The 15,416-nt window shown below is 43.9% G+C and carries 14 protein-coding genes and 1 riboswitch; of the genes, 5 read left to right on the top strand and 9 right to left on the bottom strand.

Annotated features, from left to right (window positions below):
- Window positions 1–511: 511 nt before the first annotated feature.
- Window positions 512–1,867: a serine hydrolase domain-containing protein gene (locus M9196_RS09480; RefSeq protein WP_250617294.1), complete on the bottom strand. Its 1,356-nt coding sequence runs from the start codon at window positions 1,865–1,867 to the stop codon at window positions 512–514.
- A 160-nt stretch (window positions 1,868–2,027) separates the two neighbouring features.
- On the opposite strand from M9196_RS09480, the gene M9196_RS09475 reads away from it, so the two are divergent.
- Window positions 2,028–2,999 (top strand): helix-turn-helix domain-containing protein, encoded by a 972-nt coding sequence (locus tag M9196_RS09475; RefSeq protein ID WP_250617293.1) that lies wholly within the window; start codon window positions 2,028–2,030, stop codon window positions 2,997–2,999.
- Between the two features lie 292 nt (window positions 3,000–3,291).
- A complete protein-coding gene (locus M9196_RS09470; protein ID WP_250617292.1) occupies window positions 3,292–3,546 on the top strand; it encodes a hypothetical protein in 255 nt (84 codons plus the stop codon).
- A 176-nt stretch (window positions 3,547–3,722) separates the two neighbouring features.
- Here the strand turns inward: M9196_RS09470 and M9196_RS09465 are convergent, their stop codons facing one another.
- Both M9196_RS09465 and ppsR read right to left on the bottom strand, forming a co-directional pair.
- Window positions 3,723–4,367 carry a TPR domain-containing protein gene (locus M9196_RS09465; protein WP_250617291.1) on the bottom strand — a complete coding sequence of 215 codons (645 nt, stop codon included), beginning with the start codon at window positions 4,365–4,367 and terminating at the stop codon, window positions 3,723–3,725.
- A gap of 162 nt (window positions 4,368–4,529) precedes the next feature.
- Window positions 4,530–5,363, bottom strand: coding sequence for a posphoenolpyruvate synthetase regulatory kinase/phosphorylase PpsR (gene ppsR, locus M9196_RS09460; protein WP_250617290.1), 834 nt, complete (start codon window positions 5,361–5,363; stop codon window positions 4,530–4,532).
- 157 nt (window positions 5,364–5,520) lie between these two features.
- On the opposite strand from ppsR, the gene ppsA reads away from it, so the two are divergent.
- Complete coding sequence (gene ppsA, locus M9196_RS09455; protein WP_250617352.1) at window positions 5,521–7,914, top strand: phosphoenolpyruvate synthase; 2,394 nt, start codon at window positions 5,521–5,523, stop codon at window positions 7,912–7,914.
- A gap of 85 nt (window positions 7,915–7,999) precedes the next feature.
- Here ppsA and M9196_RS09450 read toward each other — a convergent pair whose 3' ends face one another.
- The 4 genes from M9196_RS09450 to M9196_RS09435 all read right to left on the bottom strand — a co-directional run bounded on the left by M9196_RS09450 (window position 8,000) and on the right by M9196_RS09435 (window position 10,518).
- Window positions 8,000–8,356, bottom strand: coding sequence for a VOC family protein (locus tag M9196_RS09450; protein ID WP_250617289.1), 357 nt, complete (start codon window positions 8,354–8,356; stop codon window positions 8,000–8,002).
- A gap of 110 nt (window positions 8,357–8,466) precedes the next feature.
- On the bottom strand, window positions 8,467–9,330 hold the full coding sequence (locus M9196_RS09445) for a DNA ligase (RefSeq protein ID WP_250617288.1): 864 nt from the start codon (window positions 9,328–9,330) through the stop codon (window positions 8,467–8,469).
- A gap of 212 nt (window positions 9,331–9,542) precedes the next feature.
- Entirely contained in the window at window positions 9,543–10,286 is a 744-nt protein-coding gene (locus M9196_RS09440; protein WP_250617287.1) for a chromosome partitioning protein ParA, read from the bottom strand.
- 73 nt (window positions 10,287–10,359) lie between these two features.
- Window positions 10,360–10,518, bottom strand: coding sequence for a hypothetical protein (locus M9196_RS09435; protein WP_250617286.1), 159 nt, complete (start codon window positions 10,516–10,518; stop codon window positions 10,360–10,362).
- 389 nt (window positions 10,519–10,907) lie between these two features.
- Window positions 10,908–11,021, top strand: a riboswitch (glycine riboswitch).
- Window positions 11,022–11,148: 127 nt separating this feature from the next.
- Here M9196_RS09435 and M9196_RS09430 point away from each other — a divergent pair.
- Window positions 11,149–12,516 (top strand): alanine/glycine:cation symporter family protein, encoded by a 1,368-nt coding sequence (locus M9196_RS09430; protein WP_250617285.1) that lies wholly within the window; start codon window positions 11,149–11,151, stop codon window positions 12,514–12,516.
- Window positions 12,517–12,849: 333 nt separating this feature from the next.
- Here M9196_RS09430 and M9196_RS09425 read toward each other — a convergent pair whose 3' ends face one another.
- Window positions 12,850–14,382, bottom strand: a complete 1,533-nt coding sequence (locus M9196_RS09425; protein WP_250617284.1) for a bifunctional NUDIX hydrolase/phosphatase PAP2 family protein — start codon at window positions 14,380–14,382, stop codon at window positions 12,850–12,852.
- A gap of 13 nt (window positions 14,383–14,395) precedes the next feature.
- A complete protein-coding gene (locus M9196_RS09420; RefSeq protein WP_250617283.1) occupies window positions 14,396–14,893 on the bottom strand; it encodes a GNAT family N-acetyltransferase in 498 nt (165 codons plus the stop codon).
- 173 nt (window positions 14,894–15,066) lie between these two features.
- Here M9196_RS09420 and M9196_RS09415 point away from each other — a divergent pair, with 173 nt between their 5' ends.
- Entirely contained in the window at window positions 15,067–15,402 is a 336-nt protein-coding gene (locus M9196_RS09415) for a hypothetical protein (RefSeq protein ID WP_250617282.1), read from the top strand.
- Window positions 15,403–15,416: the final 14 nt, after the last annotated feature.

Below are 15,416 nucleotides of genomic sequence, written 5' to 3'. Positions count from 1 at the left end.
CAGAGCGTGATATTCCGTAAGCAGCGAACATATCTTGGGTATCGAAATATCGCGAGAATCTAACGATCCATCTCGACTTAATTGCGGCTTGATTCATACCTGTCTTGCAGCAGTATGGTGTGTTCTCGGCTAAAGTTACTGGCTACTACTCAGAATGAAGAAGTGATCGTGAAAATTGATCAATTTTTAGCCAAGCTGGCAACCAAAAACGGGTTGGTTTTCTTTTTGCTCACATAATAACATCCGTCAACATCACGACAGTGAGGATTTCACTAAGTGCATAGACCATTGAAAAATGTCGATTACGTTAAATAAACTGAGTTCGCGACGCGCTGGATCAGAACAATCTGAACCACCACTCAACAATCGATAATACGTTCTGACTTAACATGATAAAGACGGGCTAGACCTAACCTCTACGAATTTAACAAGCAAACGTTTTCATTATAGCTTTCGAAACTCATTTGCTTCCTCCTTGAAGCCTGGAACATCCCGTTAACTAATAAATAGATTACTTGTCAGCAAGTAGTTTTGCTGCTGAACGCATCAGTGCTGGACCTTTATTCTCACCAAAGCCAGAGTGGTACGGATTGGTTGAGAACATCACGCCAACAAAATCACGGGCCGGATCAATGTAAATAAATTGACCTAGGTTGCCGCTTTTAGACATCGCCCCATCGTTGAAAATGAAATCAAACTGGTATGCGTTGTAGTCCGCTTTTTCGTTGTAAGCATGCAGTGAGCTGCTCTCTTTGCTAGTACCCACGAATGCTTTGGGGTCGCCACCGTTGCGGATACGGTCAATCACAGCTTGTGACACCACTGGCTCATCAGCCACCGCTTTCCAGCTAGGTGTGAATAGCGTGCCCCAGCGAGCCATGTCTTCCACTGTTGATGAAACCAAGCCAACCGCGATCGCCATGCCATCTGGCGTTAGGTTGAATTGCATTGGTTGACGTGCGTGCACTTTTGACCAAACACGATCTTCGAAGACTTGAGTCCAGGTTTTGTTTTCAACGTTTTCAACTAACTTTGTCAGCACCATGGTGTTAATAGATGCGTACCGGAAATGGTCACCTGCTTTTTCACCTTCAAGCTTTTGCGCGCCCTTAGCCACGTTCATCCACGTTTCCATCTCACCCGTTTTTGCTCTTGGTGAGTTAAACGATGCCGCGAAGAAACGTACCACATCAGAGTCTGGGTTCAAGATAGACTCTAATGTTTCTTCATTGTCTAGAGCGGTCGACATGTTCAGGACTTGGTGTACTGTGATGCCATCCCAGTTCGTTCCTTTCAATTCAGAAACATACTCGGTGATCTCTTTTTCAGGGTCGACCTTGCCTTCTTCGACCAACATCGCCACGACTGTACCTACGGTTGTTTTTGCAGTCGATGCCCAAACATGCGTATCTGTCGGTTTCATGCCTGGGTAAGCTTCGTAAACGATCTCCCCTTTATGAATCAACATAAAGCCTTGAGTACGGAACTGCTCATCCGCCAAGTACTCGTCCATTGTCAACTGACCTTTGCTTTCAGTATCAACGTTGAGTGCCGCTAGTCGTGGATCGATGTTTTTGACTAAAGGCTTGTACGCTTCGTTTGGAGCCGCCATCGCTGTTGGTAGAAACTCACTCATGTGCATGTTGTAGTAAACGCTGTGGTCGCCGCCCATTTGCCAGTGAAAGTTATTGAATAACTCACGAGCTGAGTCAGTAAAACTTGGGGTAAAGGCTGTACTCGCTTCTTTCACAGTCAAGGTAACTTGAGCGCCTTCAACTTTGAGTGCTTCTTCAACGGGGTTTGCTGCAAAAGCAAATGACGATACGGTCGTTAACGAGACTAAAACGGCAACATGTTTAAGCTTCATAATTGTTCTCCTGTTTAGGTTGAGAGAAGTATAAGGAGAGGACCAACACAAAATTAGGTCATTTGGTGACATTTCATTCCAGTGACGTTATCTTTATCACTCCAAGAGAGTCCGCTATGGCTTTCTTCATAGATATAATCTCAACGATAGGGCTATTGAGATGAAGGCATCATCCAAGACAAACAGCATCTTACTTAGCTCCACCAGTAATCTGACTCCATATATCGAGTACTGTGATAAGAAGTCTCTTGATTGGCGCAGTATCGCTTTAGAGTGCCAATTGCCTATCGAACTCGCACTATCGAACCAGTGGCTTCCTACTCAAGACTTGGTGCATTTTATTCACCAGCTTCAGCGGAACTTTGGTTATTCCATTAGCATTGAGGTCGGCAGGAAAGCTTCACTAGAACAGCTCTCACCGGAATTGGATGAGAAGATTGCGCAGTGCAATTCGTTAGAAGAGGCAATACGTTGCTTAGTGGCTGAAATCCCGAAACTCAGTAATCACATTACGATTTGGACAGAAGTTAAGGATGGACTGTCGTGGTTGTGTCATCGCAGTCGTTATCACCCCTCGACCGCTGGCTTTGAACAAGCTGAGTGGTTTAGGACGCTCACCATCATCAGCCTTTGCAGGAAATTTATCGCAAACGGATGGCAACCTTCACACGCAAAACTCATCTCTTCGAGTCAGAATGCCAACAAGCTACCGATACATTTCCATCAATCCCAAATCGAATTTCAACAGCAGTACGGGGCAATTGTTATCCCCCTTTCCAGTCACTATAGACCTATTGCAGAGCAAGCGATGACTCTTGATTGGCACCAAAACGTCATCACTCTCATCAACACTTATGCGACACTGCCATGGTTCAACATTGATTGGTTTGCAACGATGCTAGGCATGACAAAACGCACGCTACAGAGAAATCTGAAAAGTGAAAATATCTTATTTAAAGAAGCTAAAGAGCAAGTACGTGAGCGCATAGCAAAACAGTTACTCAGAGAGAGTGACCTTTCCGTTCAAGAGATTAGCTGGCAAGTAGGTTACAGTGATTTGAGTAACTTTAATCGTGCGTTTAAGAGTTGGGTTGGCAGCACTCCGCCAGAGTACAGACGTCAATTTGTGTAAGCGTCACACATTTTGCTTAATTATAGATGAACCTTGCGTTGGTCGTTAAGCATTACTTAATGAATAGTAAAAAACACATTCACGAAAAGAAATAAAGTCGATACGCTTTCTGCAACTTATTTGAAGTCTCGAGATAGAGTTTGACCGGCCATTATGCAATATTAAGTCCTCTCATCACCTACCTAAAGAACCAATGTACCTAAAGAACCGATAAGACCTAACATGCCATTGTATATGAAATTTTGTAACGTAAAGGTATGGAAACTGGAACGTCTACTTGAAGGATAATAAGATGGAAATGACATTACAAAAAATCACGCCATCACTTGGTGTTCAGCATTGGATGACAAACTTATCGTGTGCCACAAACCTAAAGGAATCGTTATCTACTCTCGAACAAACCATTGAATCACTGAAAGTGACATTCAACGCTGACGTTATCAATATGGGCGACAAAGAATTTGAAATACGATCACTCCGGATTGAGTCTCTCGAAAATTTGCATCGTATCTACAAAAATGAAGTTCTCATAAACTCTATCAATTAATGGAGAGCTTAAACCACAGTTCGCTGGTTCCAAGGTCTGCGATTTATGCTGTTCGCTAGCAAGCTTTGGGTAGAGACCATGTTTCACCATCATTAAGTTCAGCACTCTCATGAAACCGCTAATTCATGAGAGTGTTATCGAGCGTTACCAACCATAGATTCATACCAACACTACGTTCAGAGCATACTTTTCGCTTGATTGATTTTTTCAATGAGATCCGCTCGTTGAATACCCGGTCGGTTCGAGTCTAGGATTGTTGTCCATTGCGTAATCGCGTCGGTATAGCGAGCGTTTAAAAAGTGATCAGAGGCGATCAGCAGCAACGCCGTATCGTTTAGTTCATCCATTTGTAGGGCTTTGTCTAAAAAACTCAACACGTCTGGCGTCATTGTTTGTGATTCAGAAAAGTATTTTGCCGTTGCAATCGCAGCATATTGACCCGCGTAGGGGTTCTGAGACAAACGAATCGAATAGTCAAAACAGGTGATGGCCGCATCAAATTCATGAGTTTGCATGTACATTTGTCCCAGCGAGAACCAATTTTTACTGTTATTAGGGTCCTGTTCTAACGCTTGCTGCAGCTCTAGCATCATGGTCTCGCCATTCCTCAGCTCAGCTGGCTTTTCGGGTTTAGGAACCTCCGATTTCAGCTGACTCCAAACCAGCAAAGAAAGACCGCACACTAACACTGACAACGCGGTCGCGATTCCAAATGTCCGCCAACGACCACGGGTTCCTTCAGGTTCTGGCTTTACCAACCCAAAGTAACAAACTAATACGATCATCAAAAAACAAAAAGCAACAAATAGCGCGAACGACATACTTAACATTAAGGCTTATGAATACAAGGTAGTCATGAGTATACCTCGCCACGCTATAATTACTGTGATGCTCAGTCGAGATTAGAGGCGAGGTTCAATGAAAAGTGACCAACCCGAAAACAATTAATATGTGCGATTGTAATTGATACACTTCTCTAAATATTAAAACAGTCGACGTTTAAGCCCTGCTCTTTCCAAAACTCGAGTCGAGATTTCTTCTACTGACAGTGACGACGTATTAATATAAGGAATCGCTTCTCGGCGAAATAATGATTCGACACTGGCTAATTCCTGTAAACACTGCTCAGTGCTCGCGTAATCACTACCCGCCAATCTATTTTCTCTTATTTCAGTGAGTCGTTCAGGATCAATAGTGAGTCCAAATAATTTATGACGATGAATTTCAAACTCAGGCAGTAAGCGCAACCGTTTAATATCGTCATCAATAAACGGATAGTTCACCACTCTAAGACCAAATTGCATAGCCATATAAAGACTCGTTGGTGTCTTGCCACTTCGCGAAACCCCGAGCAAGATAATGTCGGCTTGATCAATATTTTTCAAAGACACCCCATCATCATGCGCTAATGTATATTCAATAGCGGCTATCCGATCAAAGTACTTATCCGAATCTTTCCCCACGCTATGCGAACGCTGTAACTGGGGTTTAGGCTCCATGTTTAAATCGCCTTTTACCTGCGCGACCACACTTTCCAAAACATCGTAGCAATGCGCGCAAGACGCTAATAATTTTGTACGGATATGTGGCACAACAATCGAGAAAAACACTAACGGCTTAACGCCATTTCGTTCATAGGATTGATTAATTTCTCTAATGAGTTCATCGACTTTATGATCACTTTCTACAAACGGGAATGTCTTTTCTTTTGCTGTCACCGAAAATTGCCCCAAAACCACATGACCCAGTGTCTCACAAGTAATCGCTGTTCCGTCAGAAACGTAGAATACGTCACGACTTTGACCTAAATTTTTCATTTTATAGTTAAGTTATCAGATTATTTTAAGTAGGATGCGTTACATAATATCGATAATAAACCCTAGCATTCAATAACGTTCCCCCACAGTTTTGAAAAATAAAGTTATCTATTTTTCGGCTGAATACGTAAACGATTGCTTATTACCCTACGCTGCAATGTTTCTGGAGATAGACATGCAAAATAATACCCTCTGGTTCGATGGACTTTCCATGGAAGATGTCGACAAAGTCGGCGGCAAAAACGCGTCATTAGGCGAAATGGTGTCTAACCTTTCTAATGCTGGTGTTTCTGTCCCAAATGGCTTTGCCACAACATCTCACGCGTTTAATCAATTCCTTGATTTTGAAGGTCTTGATGAGCGTATCCACGGACTGTTAGATGAACTAGATGTTGATGATGTTGACGCACTGCGAAAGACAGGCGCAATGATTCGTCAATGGGTACTCGATGCCCCCTTCCCTGCGGACTTAGAACAAGATATTCGTTCTAACTACCGTGAATTGATTAACGACAATCCGGCACTTTCTGTCGCGGTGCGATCTTCTGCTACAGCAGAAGATCTACCTGACGCCTCTTTCGCTGGGCAGCAAGAAACATTTTTGAACGTACATGGCATTGATGCGGTGCTCGAAGCAACCAAACACGTTTACGCTTCGCTCTTTAATGATCGAGCTATCTCCTATCGTGTTCACCAAGGCTTTGACCACCGTGGTATCTCGCTATCGGCAGGTATTCAACGCATGGTTCGTTCAGACCAAGCGTCATCTGGTGTGATGTTTACCCTGGATACCGAATCTGGCTTTGATCAAGTTGTGTTTATCACATCCGCCTGGGGCCTAGGTGAAATGGTAGTTCAGGGCGCAGTGAACCCTGATGAGTTTTATGTCCACAAGCCGTTACTCGAAGCAGGCCAAGCACCAATCGTCAAAAAGACGTTTGGCTCTAAGCTGATTAAAATGATTTATTCCACGAATCAAGAGATTGGCAAACAAGTCGACATCGTTGATACCACCGAGCAAGAGCAAAACCAGTTTTCCCTTACAGATGATGAGATCAAAGAGCTCGCGAAACAAGCGATGATCATCGAAAAGCACTATCAACGTCCAATGGACATTGAGTGGGCGAAAGATGGCATCGACGGCAAGCTTTATATCGTACAAGCACGACCAGAAACCGTCTGCTCTCAAAGCGAGCAAAATGTCGTTGAGCGCTTCCAACTCAATAGCAAAGCAGACGTACTTGTCGAAGGTCGCTCCATAGGTCAACGTATCGGTAGTGGTCCTGTTCGCTTAGTGGATTCACTTGACCAAATGTCGCTAGTCCAAGAAGGTGACGTGCTTGTGACTGACATGACAGACCCTGACTGGGAGCCTGTCATGAAGAAAGCATCTGCCATTGTGACCAACCGTGGCGGTCGTACTTGTCATGCGGCAATCATTGCACGTGAACTCGGCATCCCTGCAATTGTAGGTTGTGGCAACGCAACGACCTCTTTACCCGATGGCGCAACGGTTACCGTGTCGTGCTCGGAAGGTGAAACCGGCTACGTCTATGAAGGGGAGCTTGATTTTGAAGTCCGCCGTTCCGCGGTAGATGAGCTACCGATGCTTCCAACTAAAGTCATGATGAACGTTGGTAACCCAGACCGCGCATTCGACTTCGCGCAGTTACCCAATGAAGGCGTTGGGCTGGCTCGACTTGAATTTATCATCAATAAGATGATTGGTATTCACCCGAAAGCGCTTCTTAACTTTGATGCTCAGAGCGACTCGCTTAAAGCGAAAATCACGCAACGTATTCGTGGTTACCGTGACCCAATCGACTTCTACGTTAGTAAGCTTACGGAAGGCATCGCCACCATTGCCGCAGCATTTTGGCCAAAGCGCGTCATTGTCCGTATGTCTGATTTCAAATCCAATGAATACAGCAATCTCGTGGGTGGGCGCGATTTCGAACCGCATGAAGAAAACCCTATGCTGGGCTTCCGTGGTGCTTCTCGTTATATCTCTCCCGTTTTCGAGGACTGCTTTGAGCTTGAAACGCAAGCCATCAAACGTGTTCGTAACGAAATGGGACTAAAAAACGTTGAAATCATGATACCTTTTGTCCGCACTCCTAGCGAAGCGGCGTCTGTTATCGACCTGCTTGCTAAATTTGATTTACGCCGTGGGGAAGAAGGACTTAAAGTCATCATGATGTGTGAGTTACCGTCAAATGCAGTACTTGCTGATGAGTTTTTGAAGTACTTTGATGGATTCTCCATCGGCTCTAATGACATGACTCAGTTAACGTTAGGCTTGGACCGCGATTCCGGCGACGTTGCTCATCTATTTGATGAACGCAACCCTGCGGTTAAGGCGATGCTGAAAATGGCGATTGATGCTGCCACAAAAGCAGGTAAGTACGTAGGGATTTGCGGTCAAGGACCGTCGGATCATGATGACCTTGCCGAGTGGTTGATGCAACAAGGTATCAGTTCAGTGTCATTAAACCCAGATACTGTCATCGATACCTGGTTAAAGCTAGGTAAAGTCGCTAACCATCAATAACGATGAGTCACGGTTTTAATCGTAAGCAAGTGACATAGAGAAGCCTAAAGACGGTAAGGCGTTAGCGACAAGCTAACGCCTTTTTTTATTTAGACTCAGACCACACCGCAAACTCGTTACCACTTGGCTCTATGAAGTGGAATCGACAACCACCGGGAAAATCAAAAATTTCACGTACAATCCGCCCCTTAGATAACACCACTTTTTTATAGGTTTCTTCAATATTATTGCTATAAAAAACCAGCAACGCGCCACCTTGTGCCGATACTGAACACAAATCTGCCTGATAAAATCCACCGTTCATACCTTGACCAGAAAATGCACTGTACTCATCGCCGTAGTCTTGAAACTCCCATTCAAAGACGGCGTTAAAAAACGTTTTCGTTGCCGTCAAATCTCGTGCGGCAAATTCCACATAATCTAGCTTCTCATGCATACTCATAATCACTCTCTTATCTAGGCAACCTATTCTCGTGCACTCGGTGAGTAGGTAATAATTCAAGGAGGTTAAAGTATAGGTTCTTAAACCGTAATTAACCGCTAATCACATCACTATTCCGGTAGCCTAATCCTATGGTAACGAGCAAATCGCGGAATACCATTTACCGTCCAGCCGTTGTGCTTAAACGTTACCGTATCACCCAATTTTGGAGGATTACTTCGATCAACATCGGAAAAACCAGACCCAATATAAAACCGAGCGCCGTCACTTAACTCCACTAAAATCGCACCCATTTTACCCTCATACTTGCCCTTCCCCGGTTTATAACCAACGACGATGGCCTCTGCATCTTGCACATTTTTCACTTTAACCAGTGAAGCATTCCGTCCCGGATGATACCGCTCGCCTTTTTGTTTTAGCATTAACCCTTCACTACCCACACTGGTCAACGATTCCAAGTAATGTTGCAACTCTTTATGAGAGTCAAATGACATCTGTTCAACACATTTAAGGTGGCTCCCTGAGAAGCTTTGACAGAAGGCAGTAAGAAATTGATAGCGCTGTTCAAACTTTCCTATATGCCCGGGCGCGTCGAACAGCATGTATTGAATCTCCTGCCATTGTTCATCATTAGGCACGGTATCCAGTACAGTTCTTTGTACTTTTGAAAATTGTCCTCTTCCAGCCCACAATTCTCCTTCAACCGATATATCAGGTAATTCACTGATAAACCAATCTGGTGCATTAAGTACTCGACCAGAGCGTGTCACCAACTTACTTCCGGTCCAAATGGCACGAATACCGTCAAGTTTCTCACTGACATAATAAGAAGACACCTCTAATTCTTGGTGATAGTTGATGGCACTAACCAGTACAGGTTTTGTTTCAACGAACTGTACAGGCTTAGAAAAAGCAGAAGCGGAGCAAATAAGCAGAGCAAGCGTGGTTAATGGAAATAGCGTAGGCTTTAGCAAAAGAAAACATCCTATGACGATAGACTGTTTTCCCAATTTAGAACGAATAGCGCCCACTATCAGCACGTTGGCCTAACAATTTCGACTCATAGTGAATGATTTTTTGAACGGTAAGTTATCAATTACACAATTCTTAGGCAGGGTTCAAACTCCCTCCTTCCAGCATGATGGCTATCAATACTGGTGAAGGGAGCAGCATGAGAAACATTCGGCTATTGGATACCGAGCTCTTGCTTTAACGTCGCGATATGGTTGAGATCCATATTGTGTACTTTGAGCATTTGATCTATCTGGCTTAGCCTAGATATGACACTGTCATGTCTGTCACAGGAATCTGATTTAGCATCCCATGACGTGCCGGCTAAGAAGAGATCACAATCTTTTTTTAGTGCTTTACTTTCTGGCAGTAACTTAGACTTTTCTTGTTCTAGTTTAGCGACCTCAGTTTTCAGCTCATTCTCACGTTTAAATAGCTCTTGAGATTGCTCAAACATAGAGCTTTGAATATCAGTTTTACGAACTAACTGGCTATTTTTTTCTTCTTGCGTGACGATGGCTTTTTTCTGATTAACTATTTTACCTTGAAGGTTAGCGTTATCTTTTTCTAACTGAGCAACTTTTTCATTCAACTTTTCAAGCTCTTCTTGATGCTCGGCTACTTTAAGTTCAACAGCTTGACGCAGTCTAAGTTGCGCATCGGAGTCCGCTTGAGCCAATTGTTCGCTAAGTTCTGAGTCCTGCTTTTGTGTGACTTTAAGTGCGCTCTGGTACTCAGTGTCTAGAGACTTGTAGCGTTGTTGCCAATCGTTTTGTGTGACCGTTGCGCCAATCAATCCACCCGCAGCAAGGCCTAAAGCAGCGGCGATGCCAATGTACAAGCGAGCACGCTTGTCCTTTTGTTCAATGACAACAACATCTTCATTTAGCTGTTCTTGATCTTCCGTTTTGTTTTCCACACAGACCTCTTATAGCGCTTGTACCATCATCTAGGCAACGAGTTCGACGAAAATAAACTGCCGAAATAATAAGTTAACGAATGAGCTCAGTAACCACTAGTGATGCGACGTAAATAGCAAAAGCTGACAACAAGGTGATGATAACCCCTTGCTGAACTTTTTCATTCGTCCGGTAACGAAAAAGCATAAAGGCTAACGTTACCAAAAATGCAATGGCAATTAAACGAGTCATAACACCTCCTTTAGCGACAAGGCTAAGAAATGAACAAAATAGCGTATTTCCAAGGGGTTAACTTGATTCTACACCACTCTAACTTAATGCTAGATGCATTAAGTCAGAAACTTGTTCAAATATAACAAATGGCGCGCGCTTGCACTCGAATAAGTGAAATTAAATTGTAAATTTATTCATGACTTCTCTAATTAACTGCGCTAGGATTGCATTCGCAAATTATCTATAAAATAGATAATTGTTCCGATGAAGACAGCAGGAGAGAGGTTATTAACTAAGTTGTTACATTTAGTTAACTAAACCCACCGAAGAAGTAAATCTTTCAGGTGCTTTATTCTGAGAAATCAGACTTCGAGAACCATTCGAAGTATAAAGTGAGGACTGTTGTTGGAGGAACCTCTGGAGAGAGCCGTACTACTTTGTTGTAGAAAGCGGCCGCCGAAGGAGCAAGCTCAACGCCAATGTTGAGTGAAACTCTCAGGCAAAAGGACAGAGGAGAGAAAAGCCATATTGAACAACTCATCGTTTTCATGAGTAGTCACGCCTGTGGGTTCCCGCTATAAAAAGGGGCGCCAAATGTGACTGCCCTTTCTCTCTTCTCCTTAAATTTAGTTTTATTAAGGGGAAATCATGAACAACCTACAATCCACGCTTCAAGCCGTAGACAATTTTGTCTGGGGACCACCACTTCTCATTCTGTTAGTCGGCACCGGTGTTTACTTTACGCTAAAGCTGGGGTTACTCCAGTTTAGATACTTACCTACCGCCCTTCGTTTAATTTTTTCCAAAGAAAACTCGAACAATGGAGATATTTCTAGCTTTGCGGCATTGTGTACTGCTCTATCAGCAACTATTGGTACCGGGAACATTGTCGGTGTCGCAACCGCCATTAAGCTAGGCGGCCCTGGCGCACTATTTTGGATGTGGCTCGCGGCCGTATTTGGTATGGCAACCAAGTATGCTGAGTGCCTTCTTGCCGTTAAATATCGCACCGTCGATGACAAAGGTCAGATGCTCGGCGGACCAATGTACTACCTTCGTGACGGTGTTGGTTCTCGCGTCCTTGCCACCATGTTTGCCGTGTTCGCGTTAGGCGTGGCCTGCTTTGGTATTGGTACCTTTCCACAAGTTAACGCCATTCTTGATGCCAGTGAGATCTCCTATGGCGTATCACGAGAAATCTCGGCAACCGTGCTCACTATTCTTGTTGCCTTTGTCACGCTGGGTGGCATTAAGTCGATTGCTAAAGTCGCGGGTAAAGTCGTTCCAGCAATGGCGGTCCTTTATGTTATTGCTTGTATGAGCGTCATCATTATCAACGCAGATCAACTGTATGGTGCAATTGAGCTTGTGATTGTTTCAGCCTTTACAGGAACGGCTGCGACTGGCGGTTTTGTGGGAGCCAGTATCATGCTTGCCATTCAGTCTGGTATCGCTCGTGGTGTTTTTTCTAATGAAAGTGGACTTGGCAGTGCCCCGATGGCAGCGGCGGCAGCACAAACCGACAGCTGTGTACGCCAAGGGCTGGTTTCTATGACAGGAACGTTCATCGATACCATCATTATTTGTACCATGACGGGTTTAGCGCTGATCTTAACCGGTGCTTGGCAAGGTGATCTTGCGGGCGCGGCAATGACGACACACGCTTTTGCTGTTGGGCTAAACAACGACACACTTGGGCCGCTTCTTGTCTCGACCGGTCTCATTTTCTTTGCTTTCACCACCATTTTAGGCTGGAACTACTATGGCGAACGCTGTGTGGTTTATTTGATGGGAACAAAAGCCGTATTGCCTTATAAAATCATTTTTGTTGGCTTAGTGGCGTCTGGCGCATTTTTGCATCTCGATATGATTTGGATTATCGCCGATATCGTCAACGGATTAATGGCAATTCCCAATTTGATTGGCCTTATATTGCTCAGAAACGTTGTTATCGAGGAAACAAAACTGTACTTCGCTGGAAAGTCTCAAGATAACGAGTTGGTCATTAATCACTAATGCCGCTGTTATTTCTTTATTGAAAGCGAAACACGCGCGCACAAAAGGTCTGCTTAATGCAGACCTTTTCACTATATAAACATAATATCTGCAACACCATCAAGCGCTGCGTCAGTCGCGCCATTGAGTTGACTGGCTAAATTGGCCATCAGTGCCGAACACGCTGCTATTACTGCCATAATCATTTGAACTCTCCTCTTCAGTAGAGTCGTAGATTAATACAAGTTTTGAACCGAAATTTACCTTAATGCGCCACCCCATGAAACGTCACTCAGCTAATGAGACGTCACTTTATTGCCTCTCTATACGCAGTAAAGTGACAAGGCAAAAGTCTTAGCGACGATGCTGATTACGAAATAAAACCATAACGACGGCAGGAACGATTATGATAATAGGAACGACCAAGGTTTGTAGCAGCAATGACCCTATCCCACTATGTGCAACAACCTCTTCTAAATGAAAGTAGCCAATCAACATGAACAAAATTATCGACAGCGAATACAGTAACTCTCGTAAGCACATTCGCGAGCGAGGTGGGCAATAGCTGCTCGCGACAGCAAAGAGCAACATACCAATGCACAATGCTAACCAACTCAAAAATGAAGGAAATTGCCATATATACGCTAATATCGCTGCAATTATCGTTAACACAACCCATAGCGTAATGCGAGTGAACGTATAGTCTTCGCTCACAGTCAGACTGAAATAGTGTCGAATGAAATGCCAGCCCACTAACGCACCAAGGATTGCGCCGGCAAACATATCTGATAAAAAGGCACCGCCACTAATAAACTGGTAAAACGCGATAGTGAGGGTGACAAGAAAAGCGGCAATCGCAAACTTACTCAGGTGTCTCGGTTTTATTTGACTTACCACAATACTGGAAATACAGATCCAATTCGCCATCAATAAATCGGGGAAGCTAAATCCACTGCGTTCATTATAATTAAGCGTTGGCAGATAAGCATGAGGGACCGGAAAGCTAAAACCTTGCTTAGCCACTAAAATAAATAAGGATGTTGCGGTCACGGCAAACATGAGCTGCGCGGTAAAATGCCTACCCCACAACCAAATAAATAGTGGTAAAAAAGCAAGAAGCAACAAGGGCTGAATGAATACATAGAGGATGTTCCCCCCCATTAAAATCACTTCTTGGACATGTTTCGGGGCGGCGACGATTGCTTCTTGTGTACTGACTAGCCAAGAGAGTTCCACTTGATGGATTCGAGGCGCCGAGCTAATCAAATTATCAATGTAGCGAATTGGCTGGTTATTTATAGACCAAAACATGTCTTCAACCAATGGCCATTGCTGAGGGTAGCGATACTCCAGTGACGACACGGTCATAGGGCTGAGAAAATTCGCACTGCGAACTTCCACGCCAAAGTGCGGTGCGAAGTAAATGGGTAGCTCAACACCACGCCCGTAGTTGGTTTCACTATAAGCAATAATATCGGACTCAACTAAGCACTCATAAAATACCGCTCTGTCCGTTCTTCCTAATTCACGCCCCACAACGACGACAAGCCCCGCTTCTTCCCACGTTTCGCGTTGAGCCGTTAACCGGGGATTCTCGTTATTCTCTATCGTACCACCGGGAAGTGATAATTTACCCGTGACAATTTCATCTACGAGCAAAATACGATCATCGCTGCGAACCAGACATAATGCGCCTCTCACCGTTGGGGCTAACGGCGGATCGTCATGCACAAATGGTTGTCGGAGGCTATCCGATAGTTCATTAAACGTGGTGACGGGCATCTTAGACGAAGTCACATCTGTGGCCGACGAAGAAGCGAAGCTCTGATGTATTGTTAATAACGCAAGCAAAAGCGCAAAAGCAATATGGCTCAAAATTTGAGTCACAAAAGTACCTAAATTATATTTTTTTTCTAAGACAATGAATATGAGAGAAAAATCCCTCTTTCTTATATAAGTCGAGTGCTGCTTGATTAAAATCCCACACTTCAACCAGTATTTGCGATGCTCCCAACTCTCTTAAGCGTAACTCTGCTTTTGCAAGTAATGCTTGACCATAACCGTGCTGCCGATAACTGGGTAAAACAAACAGCTCATCAATATTTCCAACTAAACAAGGTCGACTAATTGGGGATAATAATTCACAAAATTGAGCAGTAATAAAGCCAACAATTGGGTTGGCTGAAGGCTCTGCGCCATCAACCGTTAGTACAAGTACCAAGCATTCGGGCGAATCAAGGTAACGTGCAATACTCTTTTCTTGTTGCACTTCATCCGCAGACTTAAAGTCTTCTGGCACGGCCTGGTGATGATACTGATGTAATTCGTACATAAGATCATTCAACGTTTCCAGATCGTCTGCTTTCGCTGAACGGATAGTAAAGGCTAAGTCGGTCATAATGGGACTAAATGTTACAAAAAAGAGAGCGGTTTACAAATGTGCGCCTAGTGTGAGGGTTTTGTCAGGCATGTGCAAATAAAAAAGCAAACAGAAATATGGTGAACAATAGTCTTGGTGCAATATCACACAAATCACTGACTATACTTATCAAAAAGCCAAGGAAAGCCAAGATGAGACAATCACTGCTGTTATCACTATTCTCGTTGTTATTATGGGCCCCTGTTTCATTTGCAGCACTACCAATGAAATGTTCCTTAACCGCAACAAGCGACCACTTTTGGTTTTATCAAGAGCAGCTTGTCTTTCAAAGTGAGCAGTTCGTTATTTTTCAGAACTTTAAAGGACGAGTTGTTTCGCAGATCGACTTAAAAACAGGAAAGTTCAGCCGAACTACCTATATCGGCGAACCCTTTACACCCAAGTATCAAATATTATTTGGCCGCTGCGAAGAACCGAAACATACCCTTAAAATGTGGCAAATGAATTCGGTTCCTTACGACAATTAAAGTCGACCGCTCGT

The sequence above is a fragment of the Vibrio methylphosphonaticus genome (genome assembly GCF_023634655.1).
In the GTDB taxonomy this organism is placed as follows: Bacteria; Pseudomonadota; Gammaproteobacteria; order Enterobacterales; family Vibrionaceae; genus Vibrio; species Vibrio methylphosphonaticus.
This window is presented reverse-complemented; position numbering and strand designations above follow the sequence as displayed.

What these genes read in the sequence shown, in the direction of transcription:
- M9196_RS09435 (WP_250617286.1), bottom strand. Translation starts at nt 10,518, where the DNA reads ATGACTCGTTTAATTGCCATTGCATTTTTGGTAACGTTAGCCTTTATG.
- ppsR (WP_250617290.1), bottom strand. Translation starts at nt 5,363, where the DNA reads ATGAAAAATTTAGGTCAAAGTCGTGACGTATTCTACGTTTCTGACGGA.
- M9196_RS09415 (WP_250617282.1), top strand. Translation starts at nt 15,067, where the DNA reads ATGAGACAATCACTGCTGTTATCACTATTCTCGTTGTTATTATGGGCC.
- M9196_RS09465 (WP_250617291.1), bottom strand. Translation starts at nt 4,367, where the DNA reads ATGTCGTTCGCGCTATTTGTTGCTTTTTGTTTTTTGATGATCGTATTA.
- M9196_RS09480 (WP_250617294.1), bottom strand. Translation starts at nt 1,867, where the DNA reads ATGAAGCTTAAACATGTTGCCGTTTTAGTCTCGTTAACGACCGTATCG.
- M9196_RS09420 (WP_250617283.1), bottom strand. Translation starts at nt 14,893, where the DNA reads ATGACCGACTTAGCCTTTACTATCCGTTCAGCGAAAGCAGACGATCTG.
- M9196_RS09430 (WP_250617285.1), top strand. Translation starts at nt 11,149, where the DNA reads ATGAACAACCTACAATCCACGCTTCAAGCCGTAGACAATTTTGTCTGG.
- M9196_RS09470 (WP_250617292.1), top strand. Translation starts at nt 3,292, where the DNA reads ATGGAAATGACATTACAAAAAATCACGCCATCACTTGGTGTTCAGCAT.
- ppsA (WP_250617352.1), top strand. Translation starts at nt 5,521, where the DNA reads ATGTTTCTGGAGATAGACATGCAAAATAATACCCTCTGGTTCGATGGA.
- M9196_RS09475 (WP_250617293.1), top strand. Translation starts at nt 2,028, where the DNA reads ATGAAGGCATCATCCAAGACAAACAGCATCTTACTTAGCTCCACCAGT.
- M9196_RS09450 (WP_250617289.1), bottom strand. Translation starts at nt 8,356, where the DNA reads ATGAGTATGCATGAGAAGCTAGATTATGTGGAATTTGCCGCACGAGAT.